21 protein-coding genes are annotated in these 19431 nt (G+C 61.2%); 8 read left to right on the forward strand and 13 right to left on the reverse strand.

The features are described from left to right. The 5 genes from NA647_RS10355 to edd all read right to left on the reverse strand — a co-directional run bounded on the left by NA647_RS10355 (position 1) and on the right by edd (position 6433). Positions 1-1251 carry an ABC transporter substrate-binding protein gene (locus tag NA647_RS10355; RefSeq protein WP_256057610.1) on the reverse strand — a complete coding sequence of 417 codons (1251 nt, stop codon included), beginning with the start codon at positions 1249-1251 and terminating at the stop codon, positions 1-3. Positions 1252-1421: 170 nt separating this feature from the next. Next, positions 1422-2882 carry an ATP-binding protein gene (locus NA647_RS10360; RefSeq protein ID WP_272889637.1) on the reverse strand — a complete coding sequence of 487 codons (1461 nt, stop codon included), beginning with the start codon at positions 2880-2882 and terminating at the stop codon, positions 1422-1424. Then, positions 2866-3606 carry a response regulator gene (locus NA647_RS10365; protein ID WP_272889638.1) on the reverse strand — a complete coding sequence of 247 codons (741 nt, stop codon included), beginning with the start codon at positions 3604-3606 and terminating at the stop codon, positions 2866-2868. The genes NA647_RS10360 and NA647_RS10365 overlap by 17 nt, the downstream gene beginning before the upstream one ends. 29 nt (positions 3607-3635) lie before the next feature. Beyond that, a complete protein-coding gene (locus NA647_RS10370) occupies positions 3636-4607 on the reverse strand; it encodes a glucokinase (RefSeq protein WP_256057611.1) in 972 nt (323 codons plus the stop codon). Further along, the gene (gene edd, locus NA647_RS10375; protein ID WP_256057612.1) at positions 4604-6433 is read right to left on the reverse strand and encodes a phosphogluconate dehydratase; all 1830 of its coding nucleotides are present in this window, start codon (positions 6431-6433) and stop codon (positions 4604-4606) included. Before edd ends, NA647_RS10370 begins: the two co-directional genes overlap by 4 nt. A 123-nt stretch (positions 6434-6556) precedes the next feature. On the opposite strand from edd, the gene gap reads away from it, so the two are divergent. Beyond that, positions 6557-7558: a type I glyceraldehyde-3-phosphate dehydrogenase gene (gap, locus tag NA647_RS10380; protein ID WP_256057613.1), complete on the forward strand. Its 1002-nt coding sequence runs from the start codon at positions 6557-6559 to the stop codon at positions 7556-7558. A gap of 45 nt (positions 7559-7603) precedes the next feature. Next, on the forward strand, positions 7604-8071 hold the full coding sequence (locus NA647_RS10385; protein ID WP_181101418.1) for a methylglyoxal synthase: 468 nt from the start codon (positions 7604-7606) through the stop codon (positions 8069-8071). An 11-nt stretch (positions 8072-8082) separates the two neighbouring features. On the opposite strand, the gene scpB is transcribed toward NA647_RS10385, so the two are convergent. From scpB to NA647_RS10410, 5 genes are all read right to left on the reverse strand, one after another. After that, positions 8083-8844 (reverse strand): SMC-Scp complex subunit ScpB, encoded by a 762-nt coding sequence (gene scpB, locus NA647_RS10390; protein ID WP_256057614.1) that lies wholly within the window; start codon positions 8842-8844, stop codon positions 8083-8085. A gap of 33 nt (positions 8845-8877) precedes the next feature. Continuing rightward, complete coding sequence (locus NA647_RS10395; protein ID WP_272889639.1) at positions 8878-9696, reverse strand: segregation and condensation protein A; 819 nt, start codon at positions 9694-9696, stop codon at positions 8878-8880. A 102-nt stretch (positions 9697-9798) separates the two neighbouring features. Next, entirely contained in the window at positions 9799-10974 is a 1176-nt protein-coding gene (locus NA647_RS10400) for a tryptophan--tRNA ligase (protein WP_256057730.1), read from the reverse strand. Between the two features lie 72 nt (positions 10975-11046). Further along, positions 11047-11670: an L-threonylcarbamoyladenylate synthase gene (locus NA647_RS10405; protein WP_256057615.1), complete on the reverse strand. Its 624-nt coding sequence runs from the start codon at positions 11668-11670 to the stop codon at positions 11047-11049. Positions 11671-11683: 13 nt separating this feature from the next. Next, complete coding sequence (locus NA647_RS10410; RefSeq protein WP_256057616.1) at positions 11684-12550, reverse strand: PHP domain-containing protein; 867 nt, start codon at positions 12548-12550, stop codon at positions 11684-11686. A 303-nt stretch (positions 12551-12853) separates the two neighbouring features. On the opposite strand from NA647_RS10410, the gene NA647_RS10415 reads away from it, so the two are divergent. From NA647_RS10415 to NA647_RS10435, 5 genes are all read left to right on the forward strand, one after another. Further along, entirely contained in the window at positions 12854-13153 is a 300-nt protein-coding gene (locus NA647_RS10415; protein WP_256057617.1) for a YciI family protein, read from the forward strand. Between the two features lie 64 nt (positions 13154-13217). Beyond that, positions 13218-13598: a hypothetical protein gene (locus NA647_RS10420; protein WP_256057618.1), complete on the forward strand. Its 381-nt coding sequence runs from the start codon at positions 13218-13220 to the stop codon at positions 13596-13598. Positions 13599-13616: 18 nt separating this feature from the next. Then, entirely contained in the window at positions 13617-14294 is a 678-nt protein-coding gene (locus NA647_RS10425; RefSeq protein ID WP_256057619.1) for a response regulator transcription factor, read from the forward strand. A 133-nt stretch (positions 14295-14427) separates the two neighbouring features. After that, positions 14428-14832 carry a Spy/CpxP family protein refolding chaperone gene (locus NA647_RS10430; protein WP_256057731.1) on the forward strand — a complete coding sequence of 135 codons (405 nt, stop codon included), beginning with the start codon at positions 14428-14430 and terminating at the stop codon, positions 14830-14832. Between the two features lie 72 nt (positions 14833-14904). Continuing rightward, a complete protein-coding gene (locus tag NA647_RS10435) occupies positions 14905-16254 on the forward strand; it encodes a sensor histidine kinase (protein WP_256057620.1) in 1350 nt (449 codons plus the stop codon). 2 nt (positions 16255-16256) lie between these two features. On the opposite strand, the gene NA647_RS10440 is transcribed toward NA647_RS10435, so the two are convergent. Together NA647_RS10440 and NA647_RS10445 are read right to left on the reverse strand one after the other, a co-directional pair. Further along, positions 16257-16823 carry a nitroreductase family protein gene (locus tag NA647_RS10440; protein ID WP_256057621.1) on the reverse strand — a complete coding sequence of 189 codons (567 nt, stop codon included), beginning with the start codon at positions 16821-16823 and terminating at the stop codon, positions 16257-16259. A 127-nt stretch (positions 16824-16950) separates the two neighbouring features. Then, the gene (locus tag NA647_RS10445) at positions 16951-17322 is read right to left on the reverse strand and encodes a YkgJ family cysteine cluster protein (protein ID WP_256057623.1); all 372 of its coding nucleotides are present in this window, start codon (positions 17320-17322) and stop codon (positions 16951-16953) included. 189 nt (positions 17323-17511) lie between these two features. Between NA647_RS10445 and NA647_RS10450 the strand changes: the two genes are divergently transcribed. Further along, positions 17512-18966 carry a TrkH family potassium uptake protein gene (locus tag NA647_RS10450; RefSeq protein WP_256057624.1) on the forward strand — a complete coding sequence of 485 codons (1455 nt, stop codon included), beginning with the start codon at positions 17512-17514 and terminating at the stop codon, positions 18964-18966. A gap of 6 nt (positions 18967-18972) precedes the next feature. On the opposite strand, the gene NA647_RS10455 is transcribed toward NA647_RS10450, so the two are convergent. Further along, on the reverse strand, positions 18973-19413 hold the full coding sequence (locus NA647_RS10455; RefSeq protein ID WP_131650473.1) for a nucleoside deaminase: 441 nt from the start codon (positions 19411-19413) through the stop codon (positions 18973-18975). Positions 19414-19431: the final 18 nt, after the last annotated feature.

Consider the following 19431-nt stretch of genomic DNA (forward strand, 5'->3'; position numbering starts at 1 on the left):
CTATTGAACTGCTTGAATCGCCGCAGCCAGTTGCTGCGCCGCTTTCTTCGGATCGGCAGACGGATCGTTGAAGAAGTTGGTGACCACGTCGAATACCGCACCCTGCACATAGCTGGAGGCAGCCATGCCATGCGCCAGGCTCGGTACCAGACCCGGACCTTGCGCAGAGGCCTTGAAGTCTTTCATCGACTGTTGGGCGCAGACGTCGAATTCGCTCATGTCCTGGTCCAGACGCACGGGGATGGAGCCTTTGTTCTGGTTGAAGAACTGTTGGAACTCAGGCTCCAGAACCGTCCGAGCCAGGTCCTTCTGCGCCTTGCGGTCCTCGTCCTTGCTGAGCTTGAACATCGCCAGCGAGTCGATGTTGTAGGTGAAGCTGCCCTCGGTACCGGGGAACGGCAGGCATTGATAGTCGTCACCGGCTATTTTGTTCGCCGCGCTCCACTCGCTCTTGGCCCAGTCGCCCATGATCTGCATGCCGGCCTTGCCGTTCATGACCATCGCGGTGGCGCTGTTCCAGTCGCGACCCGCGGCGTTGTTGTCGACGTAGCCGCGCAGCTTTCTCAGAGCGGCAAAGGCCTCGACCATCTTGTCGCCGGTCAGTACATCACGATCAAGATCGACGAATGCTTTACGGAAATCCTCTGGACCGAGGACGGCCAACGCCAGATCTTCGAAGACCGTGCCGTCCTGCCAGGGCTGGCCGCCATGGGCCAGCGGCATGAAACCTGCTGCCTTGAGCTTGTCGGCGGCCGCAAAAAATTCGTCGAGACTCTTTGGAGGCTTCGCACCGGCTTTCTCGAAGACGTCCGGATTGATCCACAGCCAGTTGACCCGGTGCACATTGACCGGCACCGCCACGTAGTCGCCATCGTACTTCATTGCAGTCGAGACTTGCTTGGGGAGCAGCTCGTCCCACTTGGCCTGTTCGGCTACGTCGTTGAGATCGGTCAGCAGCCCCAGCTCGCCCCATTCCTGGATATCAGGTCCCTTGATCTGAGCGGCTGCGGGTGCGTTGCCAGAGACGGCGCGGGTCTTCAGGACTGTCATGGCGGCCTCACCACCACCACCGGCGACAGCAAAGTCCTTCCAGGTATGGCCCTGCTCTTCGACGAGTCGCTGCAGCGTATCAGCGGCGCGTTTTTCACCGCCGGAGGTCCACCAGTGCAGGACTTCGACCTCACCGGCGTGAGCGAAGGGAACGAGAGAAGCGAGGGAAACAGCAGTAACCAGACGATGGATCGTGTTCATTTGTGTTCCTTTTTCTTTTTGTTTTCGGTGCAAGTCTCTGCTTGCGCTGCACCGATTCTAGGCGCGCCAGAGCGTGCAGCAGGTAACGAAGGGATAGTGAATGGTCACCGATTCGTTACAAAGCGAGCAGCTCTGTAACGGCACCGGCAACCGTTGGCTGGCAGGTGCGCTCACTCGGCATGTCGCGGCAGGCTCAGGGTCACCCGCAGCCCACCCTCGGGAAGGTTGCGCAAGCTGATTTCGCCCCCATGGGCGTGTGCGATATTTCGGGCGATGCCGAGACCGAGGCCATACCCGGGCTGCTTGGCCGCCAGCCGAAAATTCGGCTCGAAGACCTGCTGCAGCCATGCCTGCGGAACGCCAGGCCCCTCATCGTCGACATGCAGCACGAAGGTCTCGCCGTCATCGTCAATATGCAAGTGCGCTCGCTCGCCATATTTCAGCGCGTTATCCAGCAAGTTGCCGATACAGCGCTTGAGCGCCAACGGCTTGCCCGCATAAGCCGAGACCGCCTGGCCTTGCACCGTGACACGGCCGTTGCCAGCGGGTGCGAGGTAAGGTTCGGTGACGCAATCGAGCAGCAGATTCAGATCCAGCGGCTCGATATTTTCGTGTATGTCGGTGTCCTTGACGCATTGCAGCGCACCCTTGACGAGCAATTCAAGCTCATCGAGATCACGGCTGAACTTGTCCTGCAGGGCTTGGTTCTCCAGCAGCTCCACCCGCAGACGCAACCGGGTGATTGGCGTGCGCAGATCATGCGAGATGGCACTGAACAGCTGGGCGCGCTCGGTCAAGTAGCGCCCGATGCGCTCGCGCATGCTGTTGAATGCCCGGCTGACCTCGACCACCTCGCTGCCGCCCGCCTCGGGCAACAGTTCCACTTCGCTGCCCAGCGACATTTCCCGCGCCGCCTGGGCCAACCGTTTGAGCGGGCGGCTCTGCCAATGCACGAGGATGCCGATGAACAACAGCAAAAAGCTGGTGGTGAGAACGATGAACCAGAGCTGTTGTTTAGGGATGCCCTCGTCCTCAAGGCTGACGTAGGGCGCCGGCATCAGCGACGCAAGATACAGCCACTCGCCAGGTGCGATTTGAATCTGCGTCACCAGCACGGGCGGGTTCAGGGGCTCCAGGCTCAGCGCGTAGTGCGCCCAGGATCGCGGCAACTCGTCGAGCTTCAGCCCGCCATTGAAAATGCGCAGATCGTCGGGGCTGACGAAATTGACCGACATGTCCGCGTCGTTTCCGAGGCGCTCGCGAAGTACCGCGTCCACTTCTGCCAGCACCGCCTGCTTGCGCTCGGTTGGCGGCAGAATTTGCATATCCAAAGGTTTGTCATTCAGCGATACGAAGAAGCGCGTACCGCCCATGCTGCGCAGTTGATCGAGCACCAGCGGTCGATAGCCCAGCGGCAGCGAGCGGAAATAGCTGACGCTGGCGGACATGGAATGCGCCAGGCTCCGAGCGCTGGTCAGCAGGCCTTCCATCTGGCTTGCACGCAGCTGCGACACCCAGATGAAGCTCGACAACGCCTGCGCCACCAGCACCACCAGCAGCGTCAAAAAGAGCATCCGGCCGAGCAGCGAGCGCGGCACCGGCAACCATCGGCGCTTAGCCGAGCGAGTCATGATGCGGCGCGACCTGGGCGGCGAGCAGATAACCACTGCCGCGAACGGTGCGGATCAATCGAGGGCACTTACCGGTGTCGCGCAGTCGCTGGCGTAGGCGGCTGACTGCCATGTCGACGATGCGCTCGAGCGGCAGCACTTCACGACCGCGCGTGGCATTGGCAATGGTGTCGCGGTCGAGAATCTGCTGTGGGTGATCGAGAAAGAGCTTCAACAACGCGAAATCGGCACCGGACAGCAGCACCTCTTCCCCGTCCTGATGAAACAGCCGGTGGCTGACCATATCCAGCCGCCACTCATCGAACGCCAGCACGTCGCCGGTGCGTTCCTGGCCGAAGTTGACGCGGCGAAGCAGCGCCTTGATTCGCGCCAGCAGCTCACGAGGACTGAAGGGTTTGCCCAAGTAATCGTCGGCCCCCAGCTCCAGCCCGATGACCCGATCAGCCTCATCGGAACTGGCGGTTAGCATGATGATCGGCATCTGGGCCAGACGTTGATGCCCCCGAACCCAGCGGCAGAGGCTGAAGCCATCTTCATCCGGCAGCATCACGTCGAGAATGACCAGATCGGCCGGATCGTCGGCCATCGCTTCTCGAAACTGCGCACCGTCTGCCACGGTGCGTACCTGAAAGCCCGATCGGCTGAGGTAGGTTTCCAACAGTTCGCGAATTTCCTGATCATCATCGACCAGCAAAATGGATCTTCCGGCCTGGTTCACTGGCATCCCTTCTCTTGTTCTCGTTTCGATGCGGCTCAGCGCTCGCCGGGCGTGCCCCCCAGCAATTGCTGCAAGGCAACGCCTGCGCCTTCCAGTCCCGGGTATTCAGCTGTCACCACCCAGACCGGGACGTCGTCAAAATACCGGCTCATACAGCCCTTGTCGCGAAAACTTTGGCTAAAGCCGCTACGCGCAAAGAACTCGACGAAGCGCGGCACGATGCCCCCAGCGATATAGACACCACCGCGCGCACCAGTCGTAAGCACATTGTCGCCGGCGATCCGACCCAGCCAGACACAGAATTGTTCCAGCACCGCCTCGGCGTACGCATCGCCCGCCAGCGCAGCGGCGGTAACCTCGGCGGGCGTAGTCAGACGAGGCGCCTCACCATCGAGCGCGCAACTGGCTCGATAGAGCTCCAACAACCCGCCCCCGCTGAGGATCGCCTCGGCATTCACATGGCCGAGCTTCTCGTGCAGATGCGCCCACAAAGCGGCCTCTCGGCTCGTGCCGATCGGCAAGCAGACGTGCCCGCCTTCACCCGGCAACGCTCGCCAATCTCCGTCGGCCAATGGCAGCAGAGTGGCAACGCCGAGCCCGGTGCCGGGCCCGATGACTAGACGTGTGCGGCCTGCCTCGGATTGACCGGGGCACACCTCGATCAGTTCGCCGTCGCGCAGGCGGGTCATGCCCAGCGCCATGGCTGTGAAATCGTTGATGAGCAGCAGATCACTCAGCCCAAGATCTTCGCAAAAAGCCTTGCGACTCAGGCGCCAGTGATTGTTCGTGAATGCGAACTCATCGCCGGAAACCGGACCGGCACAGGCCAGGCAGACTGCTTGAAGCGCCTCGACGCTCTGACCGACACCATGTAGATAGGCTCGGATGGCGTCTTCCGGACGCGGATACTCAACGGTCGGCAGCACCCGCACCGACTCGACTCGCTGGTCGCGCCAAAGTGCGAAGCGGGCATTAGTGCCGCCAATATCGCCTACCAGTGCCGTCACTTGAGCACCTCCAGCCCTTCGGTAAACGCACTCGCGCCTTTCTCAGCCGGACTGAAGGCCGCCCGCATGAAACCGAACAGCTCGCGGCCGCAACCGATCCCCAGATCGCTGGGCGCACTCACAGGTTCACGGCTGTCGAATTCGGCCTGATCGACCAGTACGCGCAATTCGCCCGTCTCGCCATCGACGCGGATGACGTCGCCGTCACGCAGGCGGCACAGCGGTCCACCATCGAGCGCCTCGGGACTGACGTGAATGGCTGCCGGCACCTTGCCCGACGCGCCAGACATGCGACCGTCGGTGACCAGCGCCACCTTGTGACCACGATCCTGCAAAACGCCGAGGAATGGTGTCAGCTTGTGCAGTTCGGGCATGCCGTTGGCCTTCGGTCCCTGGAAACGCACCACGGCAACGAAGTCTTTCTCCAGCTCGCCGTTCATGAACGCCTGGGCCAATTCGCTCTGGTCGCTGAACACTCGTGCCGGCGCCTCGACCACACGATGCTCCGGTGCGACCGCCGATATCTTGGTCACGCTACGGCCGAGGTTGCCTTCCAGCACACGTAGGCCACCTTCAGGAGAGAAGGCACGTTCAACCGGACGCAGGATCGCTTCGTCGAGGCTATTAGCCGGACCCTCCTTCCAAACCAGCGCATCGCCTTCAAGGAAAGGTTCTTGGGTGTAGCGCTTCAACCCCTGACCCACGACGGTGTAAACGTCCTCATGCAGCAAGCCGGCGTCGAGCAACGTGCGAACCATGAACGGCACGCCACCGCAGGCATGGAAATGGTTCACGTCGGCCTGCCCATTGGGATAGACCTTCGCTAATGTCGGCGTCACCGCAGAAATGTCAGCCATGTCCTGCCAGGTCAGTTGAATGCCAGCGGCCTGGGCAAATGCGGGAATATGCAGCGTGTGGTTGGTTGAGCCACCGGTGGCATTGAGTGCCACCACCGAATTGATGATCGCCTTCTCGTCGACGATCTTGCACAGCGGCAAGTAGTTACCAGACTGAGGTGTCAGGCGAGTCACCTGGCGCGCCGCCTCGCGGGTCAGTTCGTCACGCAGCGGCGTGTAGGGATTGACGAAGGACGAGCCCGGCAAGTGCAGGCCCATGATCTCCATCACCACCTGATTGGTGTTCGCCGTGCCGTAGAAGGTACAGGTGCCGGGGCTGTGGTAGGAGAGCATTTCCGACTCCAGCAGCTCCTCGCGGCTGGCCTTGCCTTCGGCGTAACGCTGACGAACCTCGGCCTTCTGCTTGTTGGGAATGCCCGACGGCATCGGCCCGCCCGGTACGAATACCGCCGGTAGATGACCGAAGCGCAAGGCGCCGATCATCAGGCCCGGAATGATCTTGTCGCAAATACCCAGGTAGAGCGCCGCATCGAACATGTTGTGTGACAGCGCGATGGCGGTGGCCATAGCGATCACTTCACGACTGGCCAGGCTCAGCTCCATCCCCGCCTCGCCCTGGGTGACGCCGTCGCACATGGCCGGCACACCGCCGGCGAACTGCCCGACCGAACCGACGTCACGCAACGCCTGCTTGATGATTTCGGGAAAGTGCTCGTACGGCTGGTGCGCTGACAGCATGTCGTTGTAGGCCGAGACGATGGCCACGTTGGCCTCATCCATCAGACGCAGCTTCTGCTTGTCGCCAGCGGACGCACAACCCGCCACACCATGGGCGAAGTTGGCGCACTGGAGCCTTCCACGTTGAGGCCCATCGCTCGCCGCGCCGGCCATCTGGGCAAGATAGCGCTGCCGGGTTGGCCGGCTGCGCTCGATCAAACGTTCGGTAACCTCTTGAATCCGCGGGTGCATGCCATCACTCCTGCATATTAATCTTTGGTTTTATCAACAAAACAACATGGGTACGGGCTTGATTTCTATTCTGACAGGAATAATCTTGTCATTCCCACAACAAAATCCAATCAGGACCCATTTATGACTATTCGCATCGCCATCAACGGCTTCGGTCGTATCGGACGCAATGTTCTTCGCGCTCTTTACAGCTCGAGCTACCGCGAACATATGCAGGTCGTGGCGATCAATGACCTCGGCAGCTCGGCGATGAATGCCCACCTTTTGCAGTACGACAGCGTTCACGGCTATTTCGACGCAAAAATTGAGGTCGGCGATGACCGTCTAGTGGTCAATGGCGATCCGATTGCCGTATCTGCGATCCGTAACCCGGCCGAGCTTCCCTGGCGCCAGCACGGGGTCGATGTAGTGTTCGAGTGTACCGGTCTCTTCACCTCTCGCGAAAAGGCAAGCGCTCACCTCGAAGCCGGCGCCGCCAAGGTCATCATTTCCGCTCCGGCTTCCGGCGCCGATGCCACCATCGTCTATGGCGTCAACCACGACATTCTGCGTCAGTCGCACCAGATCATTTCCAACGCATCGTGCACCACAAACTGCCTGGCCCCGGTCGCCCAGGTACTGTCACGGGAACTGGGCATCGAGCATGGCCTGATGACCACCATCCATGCCTACACCAACGATCAGAATCTGTCCGACGTTTACCACAGCGACCCCTACCGTGCCCGGTCGGCTACGCAGTCGATGATTCCAACCAAGACCGGTGCCGCCGAAGCCGTTGGCCTGGTGCTGCCGGAGCTGGCTGGCAAGCTGACCGGCATGGCGGTGCGCGTACCGGTAATCAACGTCTCGTTGGTGGATCTGACGCTGGAGCTCAGCCGCGAAACCAGTGCGGACGAGGTCAATGCACTGATGCTGGATGCCAGTCAGCACTCGCCGATACTGGCCTGTAATTCGCTGCCGCTGGTTTCCTGCGACTTCAACCACAACCCGATGTCCTCTATCTTCGACACCAACCACACCAAGGTTAGCGGACGCCTGCTGAAAGTGATGGCCTGGTACGACAACGAATGGGGATTCTCCAACCGGATGCTGGACACCTGCCGAGCGCTCTACGAAGCAGCATGATCAACGACCAGACCTCAGCATCGACTCGGTAGACCAGAGAAGAAAATGAATCGCATCGATTTCGTTACCGCGACACTGCCCGCCCGTAAGCGCATCGCGCTGGTCGCCCACGACCACTGCAAGGAGCGCTTGCTGGACTGGGCGAAGCGGCAGAAAGAGCAGCTGGCAAAGCACGAGTTGCTCGCCACCGGCACCACCGGACTGCTGCTCGGGCACCGCTTGGGCCTGCCGGTGGAGTGCATGATCAGCGGTCCGCTAGGCGGCGACCAGCAGATCGGCGCACGCATTGCTGAACGACGAATCGATGTGCTGGTGTTCTTCTGGGACCCCTTCGAGCCGCAGCCGCATGACCCGGACGTCAAAGCGCTGCTGCGGGTCGCCGCGGTGTGGAACATTCCGCTGGCGGCCAACGAAAGCAGTGCCGACTATCTGCTCTCCAGCCCGCTGCTCGATCAGGCCCACAGCCTGAGTATTCCTGACTACGGCAGCTACCTGGCAGGGCGCCAGTTATAGGCCCATTAACCCTACAGATTGCCGTCTGGAATGCGCTGATCTTCATCGACTTCGGCAGCGTCGCGCAGGTCGTCGAAGTCCGTCTTTAGGCCAGTCTCCATGCTGTCGAGCTCTGCCAGCAGGCTGCGGAAGCTGGTCTGCTCGCGCGGCGCTTCAGCTTGCAGTTCCACGTCGGCGCGCGCCTGCAACGCATCAGGCACGGGCGCCTCTTCGACGTCGACCGGCAGCGGGGCGGGTTCCATTTCGCGCAGCACCGCTAACGGCGGCAGCTCGTCGAGGCTCTTCAGATTGAAGTGGTCGAGAAACTGCCTGGTAGTGGCAAACATCGCCGGCCTCCCCGGCACGTCGCGATGCCCAACGACGCGCACCCATTCGCGTTCCAGCAGCGTCTTCACGATCTGGCTGTTGACCGCGACGCCACGAACGTCTTCGATCTCGCCACGCGTGATTGGCTGGCGGTACGCGATCAACACTAGAGTTTCCAGCAGCGCGCGCGAATAGCGCTGCGGCCGCTCCTCCCAGAGCCGACCCACCCAGGGCGAAAAACGCTCGCGGACCTGAAGACGATAGCCACTGGCGACTTCCTTGAGTTCGAAGGCGCGGTCCTTGCAGGATTTTTCCAGCACGCCCAGCGCCTTGCGCAGCAATGATGGCGACGGGCGTTCGGCTTCATCGAACAGCTCCGCCATTCGCTCGATGGACATCGGCTTGCCCGAGGCCAGCAGAAAGGCTTCGAGCAGCGAAGCGAGATCCTTGGGATCGGAAAGATTCAACCTGAATTACCTCGACTTATCCGTGCGCGCAGATTATTCGACCCGAGCCCGAACGTGAATGGCTGCAAAGGGTTCATTCTGCACCAGCTCAACCAGCGACTCCTTGACCAGCTCAAGCACCGCCATGAAAGTCACCACCACGCCGAGCCGGCCCTCGTCCAATGTGAACAACGCGACGAAAGGCACGAATGCCCCGCCCTTGAGGCGCTCCAGTACATCGCTCATACGCTCGCGAGTCGACAGCGTCTCGCGCGTTACCTGATGGCTTTCGAACATGTCGGCACGACGTAGCACCTCGGCCATGGAAATCAGCAGCTCCTCCAGACTGACCTCGGGCAACAGTTTGCGCGCCCGTGCATCCGGCGCGTCCAGCTGTGGCACGTGCAGCTCGCGACCAACCCGCGGTAGCTCGTCGAGATCCTCCGAAGCAGACTTAAAGCGTTCGTACTCCTGCAAGCGGCGTATCAGCTCAGCACGAGGATCGAGTTCATCCTCCTCCACTTCGGCCGAACGCGGCAGCAGCATGCGTGATTTGATCTCGGCCAGCATCGCCGCCATCACCAGATACTCAGCCGCCAGCTCCAGGCGCACGGCTTTCATCAGCTCGACGTAGCCCATGTACTGGCGGGTAATTTCCGCCACCGGGATATCGAGAATGTCGATGTTCTGCTTGCGGATCAGGTAGAGCAGCAAATCCAGCGGCCCTTCGAACGCCTCGAGAAAGACCTCCAGCGCATCCGGCGGAATATAGAGGTCCTGTGGCAGATCGTTGAAAGCCTCGCCGTAGACAAGCGCCAACCGCAGCTGCTCGCCGGGCGGGTCGATCGTCGCTTCGGCCTGGGTTTCCTGCATGCTTTCTCCACGAAACGAAGGGGGATATCGGAAGCGGCGACAGCTTATGCCGGTCGCCCGGGCGCTGCGAGGCCGTTAACGACATAGTCGCCGCGCCAGATTTCAGCGGTAATTCAGACCCATCGCCTGACGCACGACCACCAAGGTTTCGCGGGCTTCATCGCGGGCCTGCTCGGCACCCTCGGCAAGGATGCTCCGCACCAGATCCGGATTCTGCTCGTAGTCCTGAGCCCGTTCCTGTAGCGGTGCTAGCTCGAGCTTGATCGCTTCGATCAGCGGCGCTTTGCACTCCAGGCAGCCGATACCCGCACTGCGGCAGCCCTGTTCTGCCCACTGGCAGACATCCTCCGCCGAATGCGAAAGATGCATCGACCACACTGGGCAACGCGTCGGTTCACCGGGATCGTGACGATGCACTCGCGCCGGATCGGTGGGCATGCGCTTGATCTTTTCCTCGATCTCGACAGGCGTGTCGCGCAGAAAGATGGAGTTACTGGCCGATTTGGCCATCTTGCCGCCATCCAGTCCCGACAGTTTCGGAGAGTCGCTCAATAACGCCTGGGGCTCGGGTAACAACAGTCGGCCGCTTCCTTCCAGATAGCCGAACAGACGTTCCTGGTCGCCGATGGTGATGGTCTGCTGGTCCTTGAGCAGCGCGCGGGCGGTATTCAGCGCGTCGAGATCGCCCTGCTCCTGATAGTTTCTGCGCAGGCTGGCGTAGAGTTTGGAGCTCTTTTTGCCGAGCTTGCGAATGGCCGCTTCGGCCTTTGCCTCGAAATCTTCTTCGCTGCCGTAGAGGTGATTGAACCGCCGCGCGACTTCGCGGGCGAATTCGATATGCGGCAACTGGTCCGCCCCCACCGGCACGACTCCGGCGCGATAGGCAAGAATGTCCGCAGCCTGGAGCAGCGGGTAACCGAGGAAGCCGTACGTATCGCCATCCTTGTGCTGCGAATCGAGCTGCTGCTCCTTGTAAGACGGTATACGCTCCAGCCAGGGCAACGGGCAGATCATCGACAACAGCAGATGCAACTCGGCGTGCTCGATCACCTGGGACTGGATGAACATGGTTGCCGAGCTTGGGCTGACCCCAGCCGCCAGCCAGTCGACAGCCATTTCCTGCACATTGCGCGCGATATCGCTACCCGCCGCATGATCGGTGGTCAGCGCATGCCAATCGACGATGCAGAAGAAACACTGATATTCATGCTGCATCCTTACCCAGTTCTTCAGTACGCCGTGGTAATGACCGAGATGAAGACGGCCGCTGGGCCGCATGCCGGACACCACACGTCGCTGCGATTCCATGGAACTCAAAAGGGTTTCCTTCGTTGATTTCGAAAAAGCGGGTCAGACGGTAAAGGGTGCGGGATCGCCGCAACCGACACGCAGCACTTCTGGATCACCATCTACCAGACTGATCACCGTTGAAGCTTCGATGCCACCGTAACCGCCGTCGATGATCAGGTCCACCTGATGCTCCAACGCATCACGCATTTCATAAGGATCGCTCATCGGCTCGGTTTCCCCCGGCAGAATAAGACTGACGCTCATCAGTGGCTCACCCAGCTCAGCGAGCAATGCCCGAGCGATCGGCTGCGCGGGGACCCGCAGCCCGATTGTGCGGCGCTTGGGATGCAGCAACATGCGCGGCACCTCGCGCGTCGCGTTGAGAATGATGGTGTAGGGGCCGGGAAGATGCGTCTTCAGCAGACGGAACGCCGACGTATCGACCTTGGCGAATAGCCCTAGCTGGGACAGATCGCGGCAGACCAGCGTGAAATTGTGCTTGTCATCCAGCTGGCGCAAGCGGCGAATGCGCTCGATCCCGGCCTTGTTGCCCATCGAACAGCCGATGGCGTAGGACGAGTCGGTGGGATAGATCACCACCCCGCCACCGCGAATGATCTCCACGGCCTGCTTGATCAGCCTAGTCTGGGGATTTTCGGGATGTATCTGAAAGAACTGGCTCATGAATACTCCATGCTCAGCTGGCAACAGATTCGCCTGGCTCATGATCGAAATGCCTCCAAAGTGGTTGCAGATCTTCCGGCAAGGTTCGATACAGCCCCAGCTCTGACCAGTCGCCGGGCGCATGAAAATCGCTGCCGATGCTGGCCATCAAGCCGAATTCGCGAGCCAGTATCGACAGCCCGCCAACCTGTTCGAGTGGCTGCATGCCATTGACGACCTCCAGCGCGTGGCCGCCAGCCTGGGCGAACTCGCTCACCAGACGTCGGCGCTTGCTCCGAGTGAAGTCGTATTGCCAGGGATGCGCCAGGCTGATCCAGGCCCTGGCGTCACGCAGCGTCGCCACGGTTTGCTCGAGGCTCGGCCAGTGCTGTTTGACGTCGCCGAGCTTGCCGGAGCCCAGCCACTTGCGGAACGCTTCGGCACGGTCACGCACATGACCGGCGCGCACCAGGAATTCAGCGAAATGAGGGCGTGCCGGGGCGTTGTCGCTATCGCCTAGCTCTTGCTGAAACGCCCGCGCACCTTCCATCGCCCCGGGCATGCCTTTGGCTTCCAGGCGCTGGGCAATGAGTTCCGCCCGCTGCCAGCGCCCGCTGTGCAATTGCGCAATGGCCTGCTGCAACGCGACCGCATCCCGGCGAAAGGCGTAGCCGAGCACATGGATGGTCGCGCCACCCCACTGGCATGAAAGCTCGATACCATTGACCAGCCGCACGCCCAGCGAATCCGCCACCGCACGAGCCGCATCGAGCCCTTCCAACGTGTCGTGATCGGTCAGCGCAAGCAGCTCGATACCGCGTGCATGTGCCCGCTCTACCAGCGCAGCAGGCGCCAGCGCGCCATCCGACGCGGTGCTGTGGCAATGCAGATCAACAATCATTCGGAACCTATATGTCAGTCAGGGCTGTCAGTCAGCGCTTGGCGGCTCTCTGTTCTGACCGCCATGCTCGGTGCTCGTGCCGTTATCGAGTTTGGCAAAAGCTTGCGCCGCGTCCAGGAAATGACCTGCGGGCAGCATTTCGCCAAAAGCGCGGTTTGTTATTATGCCGCCCACTTGCCGCTTCTGGCTCGCTCCGCAGAACATATCGTCGAGGTCAGACCGCAGTTTGGGTCTGACGCTGCCGGCACTCAGGTGGTCTACCCCGCCGCATGCAACCCGAACCTGAACAATCCTGGAGTCAACATGCTTTACGCCATCATCGCTACCGACGTACCCGGCTCGCTGGAAAATCGTCTGGCTTCACGCCCGGCTCATCTGGCGCGTCTCGAACAGCTGAAATCCGAAGGCCGCATGGTCCTGGCCGGCCCCCATCCGGCAATCGACAGCAATGACCCGGGCGCTGCCGGCTTCAGCGGAAGTCTTGTAGTCGCCGAGTTCGAATCGCTGCAAGCCGCCGAGGAATGGGCCGCGGCCGATCCGTACAAGGCTGCCGGCGTGTACGGCGATGTGGTCGTCAAGCCTTTCAAGCAAGTCTTCCCCTGAAACGTTCGGTGCAATATCTGTAAGCCGCAGGATTTCCGCGGCCCGTTGAAGAAAAGGAGTTCCGATGCGCCAAGGTTTGCCGTTCCTGCTGCTTGCCCTGAGTTTCGCCATGTCGTACGTGCATGCCGATGAAGGCTCGTCCGATCCAGCCGCCGCAAGGCCAGCCGGGCTGGAGCAACGCCTGCCCGAGGATGACCTACAGCGCGGAGAAGCGAGTGATGACTCAGGTATAACCTTTACCGATGCCGAACGGGCACAGCTGGCGCAGCTGCGCCGGCAAAACCAGCAACTGCGCACGCAACTGCAGCGCGTGCAGCCGCAGCAGACGCGATGGCTGAACGACCAGCAACAGTGGTTCGCCATTGGGGGAGGCGTCGGTGTGCTGGGCTTCCTGCTCGGCGTGCTGACCACCCGGGGTCGTCGCCGTCGGCAATGGCTCAATTGAAACGGATGCGAACGAAACATGAGTGAACTGCTGCTGATCGATGACGACGAAGAGCTCTGCGAGCTCCTCGTGAGTTGGCTGGCCCAGGAAGGATTCGTCACCCGCGCCTGCCATGATGGCCAGAGCGCCCGTGCGGCCTTGGCCGAACACCAGCCCGCGGCAGTGGTGCTCGACGTGATGCTGCCCGACGGCAGCGGCCTGGAATTGCTCAAACAGTTGCGCAGCGAACACCGCGATCTTCCTGTGCTGATGCTTTCGGGCCGCGGCGAGCCGCTGGACCGTATCCTTGGCCTGGAGCTGGGTGCCGATGACTATCTGGCCAAACCCTGTGACCCGCGCGAACTCACCGCCCGGCTACGCGCCGTGCTGCGCCGCACCCAGCCGGCGAGCGCGCCGACCCAATTGGAACTGGGCGACCTTTGTTACAGCCCCGCCCGGGGCATTGCCAATGTCGGCGAACATGAAGTGACGCTCACCCTTTCCGAAGGACGGATTCTCGAAGCGCTACTCAGCCAACCTGGCGAACCCCTGGACAAGCAGGCGCTGGCGCAACTCGCCCTCGGTCGCAAACTGACCCTGTATGACCGCAGCCTCGACATGCACGTCAGCAATCTGCGCCGCAAACTCGGCCCTCACCCTGACGGACGTCCGCGTATCGTCGCGTTGCGCAGCCGTGGCTACCTTTACGCTTCCTGATCGGCTTTACCGAGCCTTTACCCTGCCCTGACCGCTCTTGACCTTGCGCGCCCTAGACTGAGCTCATCCGGTCGAAGCCCGACGAGCACAAGCTCCACGGCGATCGGTTCCCTTAACCAGGAGAGACCTCATGATGCGCAAGACTCTAATCGCCGTGCTTTTCGCCTCTACCCTGCCCGCCATTGCCATGGCGATGCCCGACGGTAACCATCGCCACCACGGCGGCAAGCATGCCCCCTTCGAACAACTGGACCTGACCAAGGAGCAGAAGCGGGAAATGCGCGAGCTGATGGGCCAACAGATGAAGAATCATCGCGAGATCACCCAGCGCTACCTCGACAAGCTGCCTGAAGCCGAGCGCAAAGCCATGCAGGACGAGCTGAAGGCCAGCAAAGAGAACACGCACAAGCAAATCCGCAACCTGCTCAAGCCGGAGCAGCAGAAACAGTTCGATGAAATGCACGAGAAAATGGAAGCCAAGCGTGCCGAACGCGCCGAGTTCAAGCAGTGGAAAGCCGAGCGCGAAAAGAACAACTGACTCTTAGCTGAAACCAACCCGTCCGGCTCGCGTTATTAGTCGCTAGCCGGGCTTCGTCGTGGAGACTGACCGGTGCGATCACTGTTCTGGCGCATTCTTGCAACATTCTGGCTGGCCATCGCGCTGGTGGCGGGCCTCGCCATGCTGCTGGGCCATGCGCTGAATCAGGACACTTGGATCGTCAATCGACATCCGGGCGTGACGGGGCTCGCCGAGCTGTGGACGAAAGTCTATGAGCGCCAGGGCCCGCTTCACGCGCAATTTCTCCTCGAACGCCATCGGCAACGCTTCCATATCGACATACAAGTGCTGGCCGAGAATGGTCAGCCAGTCATCCGTGGGACGTTTCCGGCGCGTGCCGCAGCGTTCGAAGCCCGTCAGGAACATCGCTCGGGGCGTTTGCCATGGCGCAGGCTGACGACCGACTACACCAGCCCGCTCAGCGGCGAAACCTACCTGTTCATTTACCGCATTCCCAACTCGGAATTGCAGGCCTGGCATCGCGGCAGCCTGTTCTGGCCGTTGAGTGCGATAGCCATCGCGCTGGTCGTGCTGACTGGCTTCAGCCTGTTGCTCACGCTGTCGATCACCCGCCCGCTCGATCGTCTGCGCGGCGCCGTGCACGATCTCGGACAGACCGCCTATCAACAGAACTCGCTTGCTCGCTTAGCCACTCGGCGCGATGAGCTTGGTGTGCTGGCCAAGGACTTCAACCGCATGGGCGCTCGGCTGCAGAGCCTGATCGGCAGCCAGCGACAGCTGCTGCGTGACGTCTCCCATGAATTGCGTTCACCGCTCGCACGCCTGCGCATCGCCCTGGCGCTCGCTGAACGGGCAACCCCGGCGGAACGGGAAGTCATCTGGCCACGGCTGACCAAGGAATGTGACCGGCTGGAAGCGCTGATCAGCGAAATTCTCGAACTGGCACGTCTGGACGCCGAACCGGGCATGACGTCGGCCATCGATCTGCCGCTGGTATTCGAACAACTGGAAGAAAACGCACGCATCGTATCGCCAGCCCAGCGCATCGAGACCTTGATGGAAACCGATAAGGAGCTGCACGGCTGGCCGAGCATGCTCGAACGTGCGCTGGATAATCTGCTGCGCAATGCGCTGCGCTTCAATCCAGAGGGCTCACCGATCGAGCTACGCGCCCGCATCGAGGGCGACTGCCTGCTGCTGAGCGTTCGCGATCACGGCCCGGGCGTCGACAAGGCGCATCTGGCGCGCTTGAGCGAACCGTTCTTCCGCGCTCCGGGACAGACCACCGCCGGCCACGGGCTGGGCCTGGCAATTGCCCGCCGCGCCGCCGAACGGCATGGTGGCGAGCTCCTGCTGGACAATCACCCCGATGGTGGTTTCATCGCCAGCCTGAAGCTTCCGCTGGACGCGCCAGGACCAAAGCTACCGCGTCCCGATTGACGCTATTTCGCCCCGCTCCACTGGCTAACGAAATCTCGCGGGGCCAGCTCGGGCGGGGTTCGCGTACCGCCTTCCGGCGTTCCCAAGTAGATGAAGCCGAGCACCTGCTCGTTCTCCGTCAGACCCAATTGCCGAGCCACGTGCCGGTCGTAGGCAAGTTCGCCGGTACGCCAGACCGCGCCCAGGCCCTGGGCATGCGCCGCCAACAACAAACCGTGCGCCGCGCAGCTGGCTGCAAGTAGCTGTTCGGAGTCGGGGACCTTCGCATGGGAGAGAACACGGGCAACCACCACCACCATCATCGGCGCCCGGAGCGGCATCTTACGCGCCTTACGTAACGCCTCTTCGGCAGCGTCCGGATGGCGCAAGCCAAGCGCCTCGGCGTATAGCTCACCCAGGCGCTCGCGCGCCTCTCCTTGAATGGTCAGGAAACGCCACGGGCGAAGCTGGCCATGATCCGGGGCACGTAGCGCGGCACGGAAAAGCAAATCCAGCTGGGCATCGGTCGGCGCCGGATCGACAAGTCGCGTAACGGAAACGCGGTTGAGCAGCAGGTCGAGAGCATCCATTGATCATCTCCAAAAAAGAGTCGGACATTCTAGAGGCTGTTTCCGTTTCGCTGCGAGCCGCGCTGTCGTATTGCCGTGACAGTGGGAGAACAGCCGAATGTAGGATTCGACTGTGATCGCGTTAGCGTCAGGCCACGCGATCGGGCGACAGATGCGGCTCCAGTGGCGGTGTCAACGGAGGCAGGCCATGGGCTGCCCGTGCCGCGTCGCAATGGGCGTTATGCTGACCATCAACCCAGGACGCCTCGAATTCGCGGCAGGTGCTAGAGCGTTGCTCATACATCGTGCAGCGCACCCCACAACCGACATCGCCCATCAGCCCCACGCACCGCGTGGGCCTGGATTCGGTGCCGAGCATCGCAACGAGAAACGGGCTGACCTGCACCGTCGCGCCATCAGGAACGGTACCGCCGGACGAAGCGCATTCGCCCCAGAAGAAAGACACACGAAAATGCGCGCAGCAGGCGCCACACGTAAGGCAGGGATTGTCGATTGACATGGAAGGTGAACACCCAGAAACCGGGAAAGGGCCGGCGCCCGGGCAGCTATTCTATTCATCGCAACGGACTTGGGAAGGGCTTCCCAACAAGCACCGTGAAAGATTTATCAGCAGGCCGATAGCCGGTTTACTGGCGATGTGAGCCGCGTAGAATGGCGGGTCTTGTTTTCGAGCCGAGCAGCATTACACATGGCCCTGCCGACACTGCGCATCATCGGTTTCATCCTCGGCATTTTCCTGATCACACTTGCAGTCAGCATGGTCGTTCCGATGATCACGCTGCTGGCGTTCGATCGTACCGATGATCTGCAGGCATTTCTTTGGGCCAGCCTGATCACCTTCGGCTCCGGCATTGGGCTGACCGCCCCCGGGCGCCCGAAAACGGCTCAGATGCGCCCGCGAGACATGTATTTTCTTACTACAGTCAGCTGGCTGGTGGTCTGCTGCTTCGCCGCGCTGCCAATGATGCTGATTCAGCATATGAGCTACACCGACGCATTCTTCGAAACGATGTCGGGCATCACTACTACGGGCTCAACCGTGCTCTCGGGGCTGGACTCGGCTTCACCCGGCCTGTTGATGTGGCGCTCCATGTTGCAGTGGCTTGGAGGCATTGGCTTCATCGGTATGGCGGTTGCCGTTCTGCCATTGCTGCGAATCGGGGGCATGAGGTTGTTCCAGACCGAGTCTTCCGACTGGTCGTCGCAAAAAGCGATGCCGCGCTCGCACGTCATGGTCAAGTGGATTCTGATCGTTTACCTCACACTCACGTTACTTTGCGGCACCGCCTATTGGCTGAGTGGAATGACGCCGTTCGAAGCCATCAACCATTCGATGACCACTATTTCCACCGCTGGCTTTTCCACCTCTGATAGCTCCATGGCCAAGTTCACGCCTGCGGCGCACTGGGTAGCCGTGGTTTTCATGATATTAGGTGGGCTCCCTTTCATCCTGATGGTCTCGACCATACGTGGAAACCGCTACGCCCTGATCCGGGATCAGCAGGTGCAAGGCTTCGTCGGCATATTGCTGATCATGTGCCTGGCGTTTGCGATCTGGCTGACGCTCAATTCTGACCACCCGTTCCTCGACGCACTGCGCATCGTCTCGCTGAACGTGGTTTCGGTGGTCACCACCACAGGCTTCGCGCTGGGCGATTACACGCTATGGGGCGATTTCGCGGTGCTGGCCTTCTTCTATCTGACCTTTATTGGCGGCTGCTCCGGCTCGACGTCTGGTGGCCTGAAGATCTTCAGATTCCAAGTTGCCTATTCCTTATTACGCGCCAACCTGGCGCAGCTCGTGCACCCTCGCGCCGTTATCAGGCAGCAGTACAACAGGCACACCCTCGACGAGGAAATCGTCCGATCGATCCTGACGTTCTCATTCTTTTTCACCATTACCATCGGCGCTCTGGCTTTGGCGCTCGCTCTGCTCGGCCTGGATATGTTGACGGCGCTCACCGCTGCGGCAACCGCCGTCTGTAACGTGGGGCCAGGTCTGGGACCTATAATCGGGCCGGCCGGCAATTTCTCGACCTTGCCGGACGCTGCCAAATGGCTGCTGTCAGGCGGCATGCTGCTCGGTCGTCTGGAAATCATCACCGTGCTGGTAATGCTGACTCCGTCATTCTGGCGCCACTAAGACACATCACGTCTCGCCGATGTCCTCGTTCCACAGCTCAGGACTGGTGGCGATGAAGTTGCGCATCATCTCGACGCAGCTTTCGTCCTGCAGCACCTGGACCTCAACGCCGCGACCGCGCAACAGCAGCTCCTCGCCGATGAAGGTCTGATTCTCGCCAATGATTACTTTCGGAATGCCGTACAGCAGGATTGCCCCGCTACACATCGAGCAAGGCGACAGCGTGGTGTAGAGGATCGATTCGGCATAGACGCTCGCCGCTTGTCGTCCGGCGTTCTCGAATGCATCCATCTCGCCATGCAATACGGCACTGCCCTGCTGAACCCGGCGGTTATGCCCGCGCCCTATGATCTGCCCTTTATGGACGATCACCGAACCGATGGGAATGCCACCCTCGGCCAGTCCCTTTCTCGCTTCGTCGATTGCCGCTTGCATGAACGCGTCCATTCACTTGCTCCTGTGCTT

This window comes from Stutzerimonas stutzeri, assembly GCF_024448985.1.
Lineage (GTDB): Bacteria > Pseudomonadota > Gammaproteobacteria > Pseudomonadales > Pseudomonadaceae > Stutzerimonas > Stutzerimonas stutzeri_AP.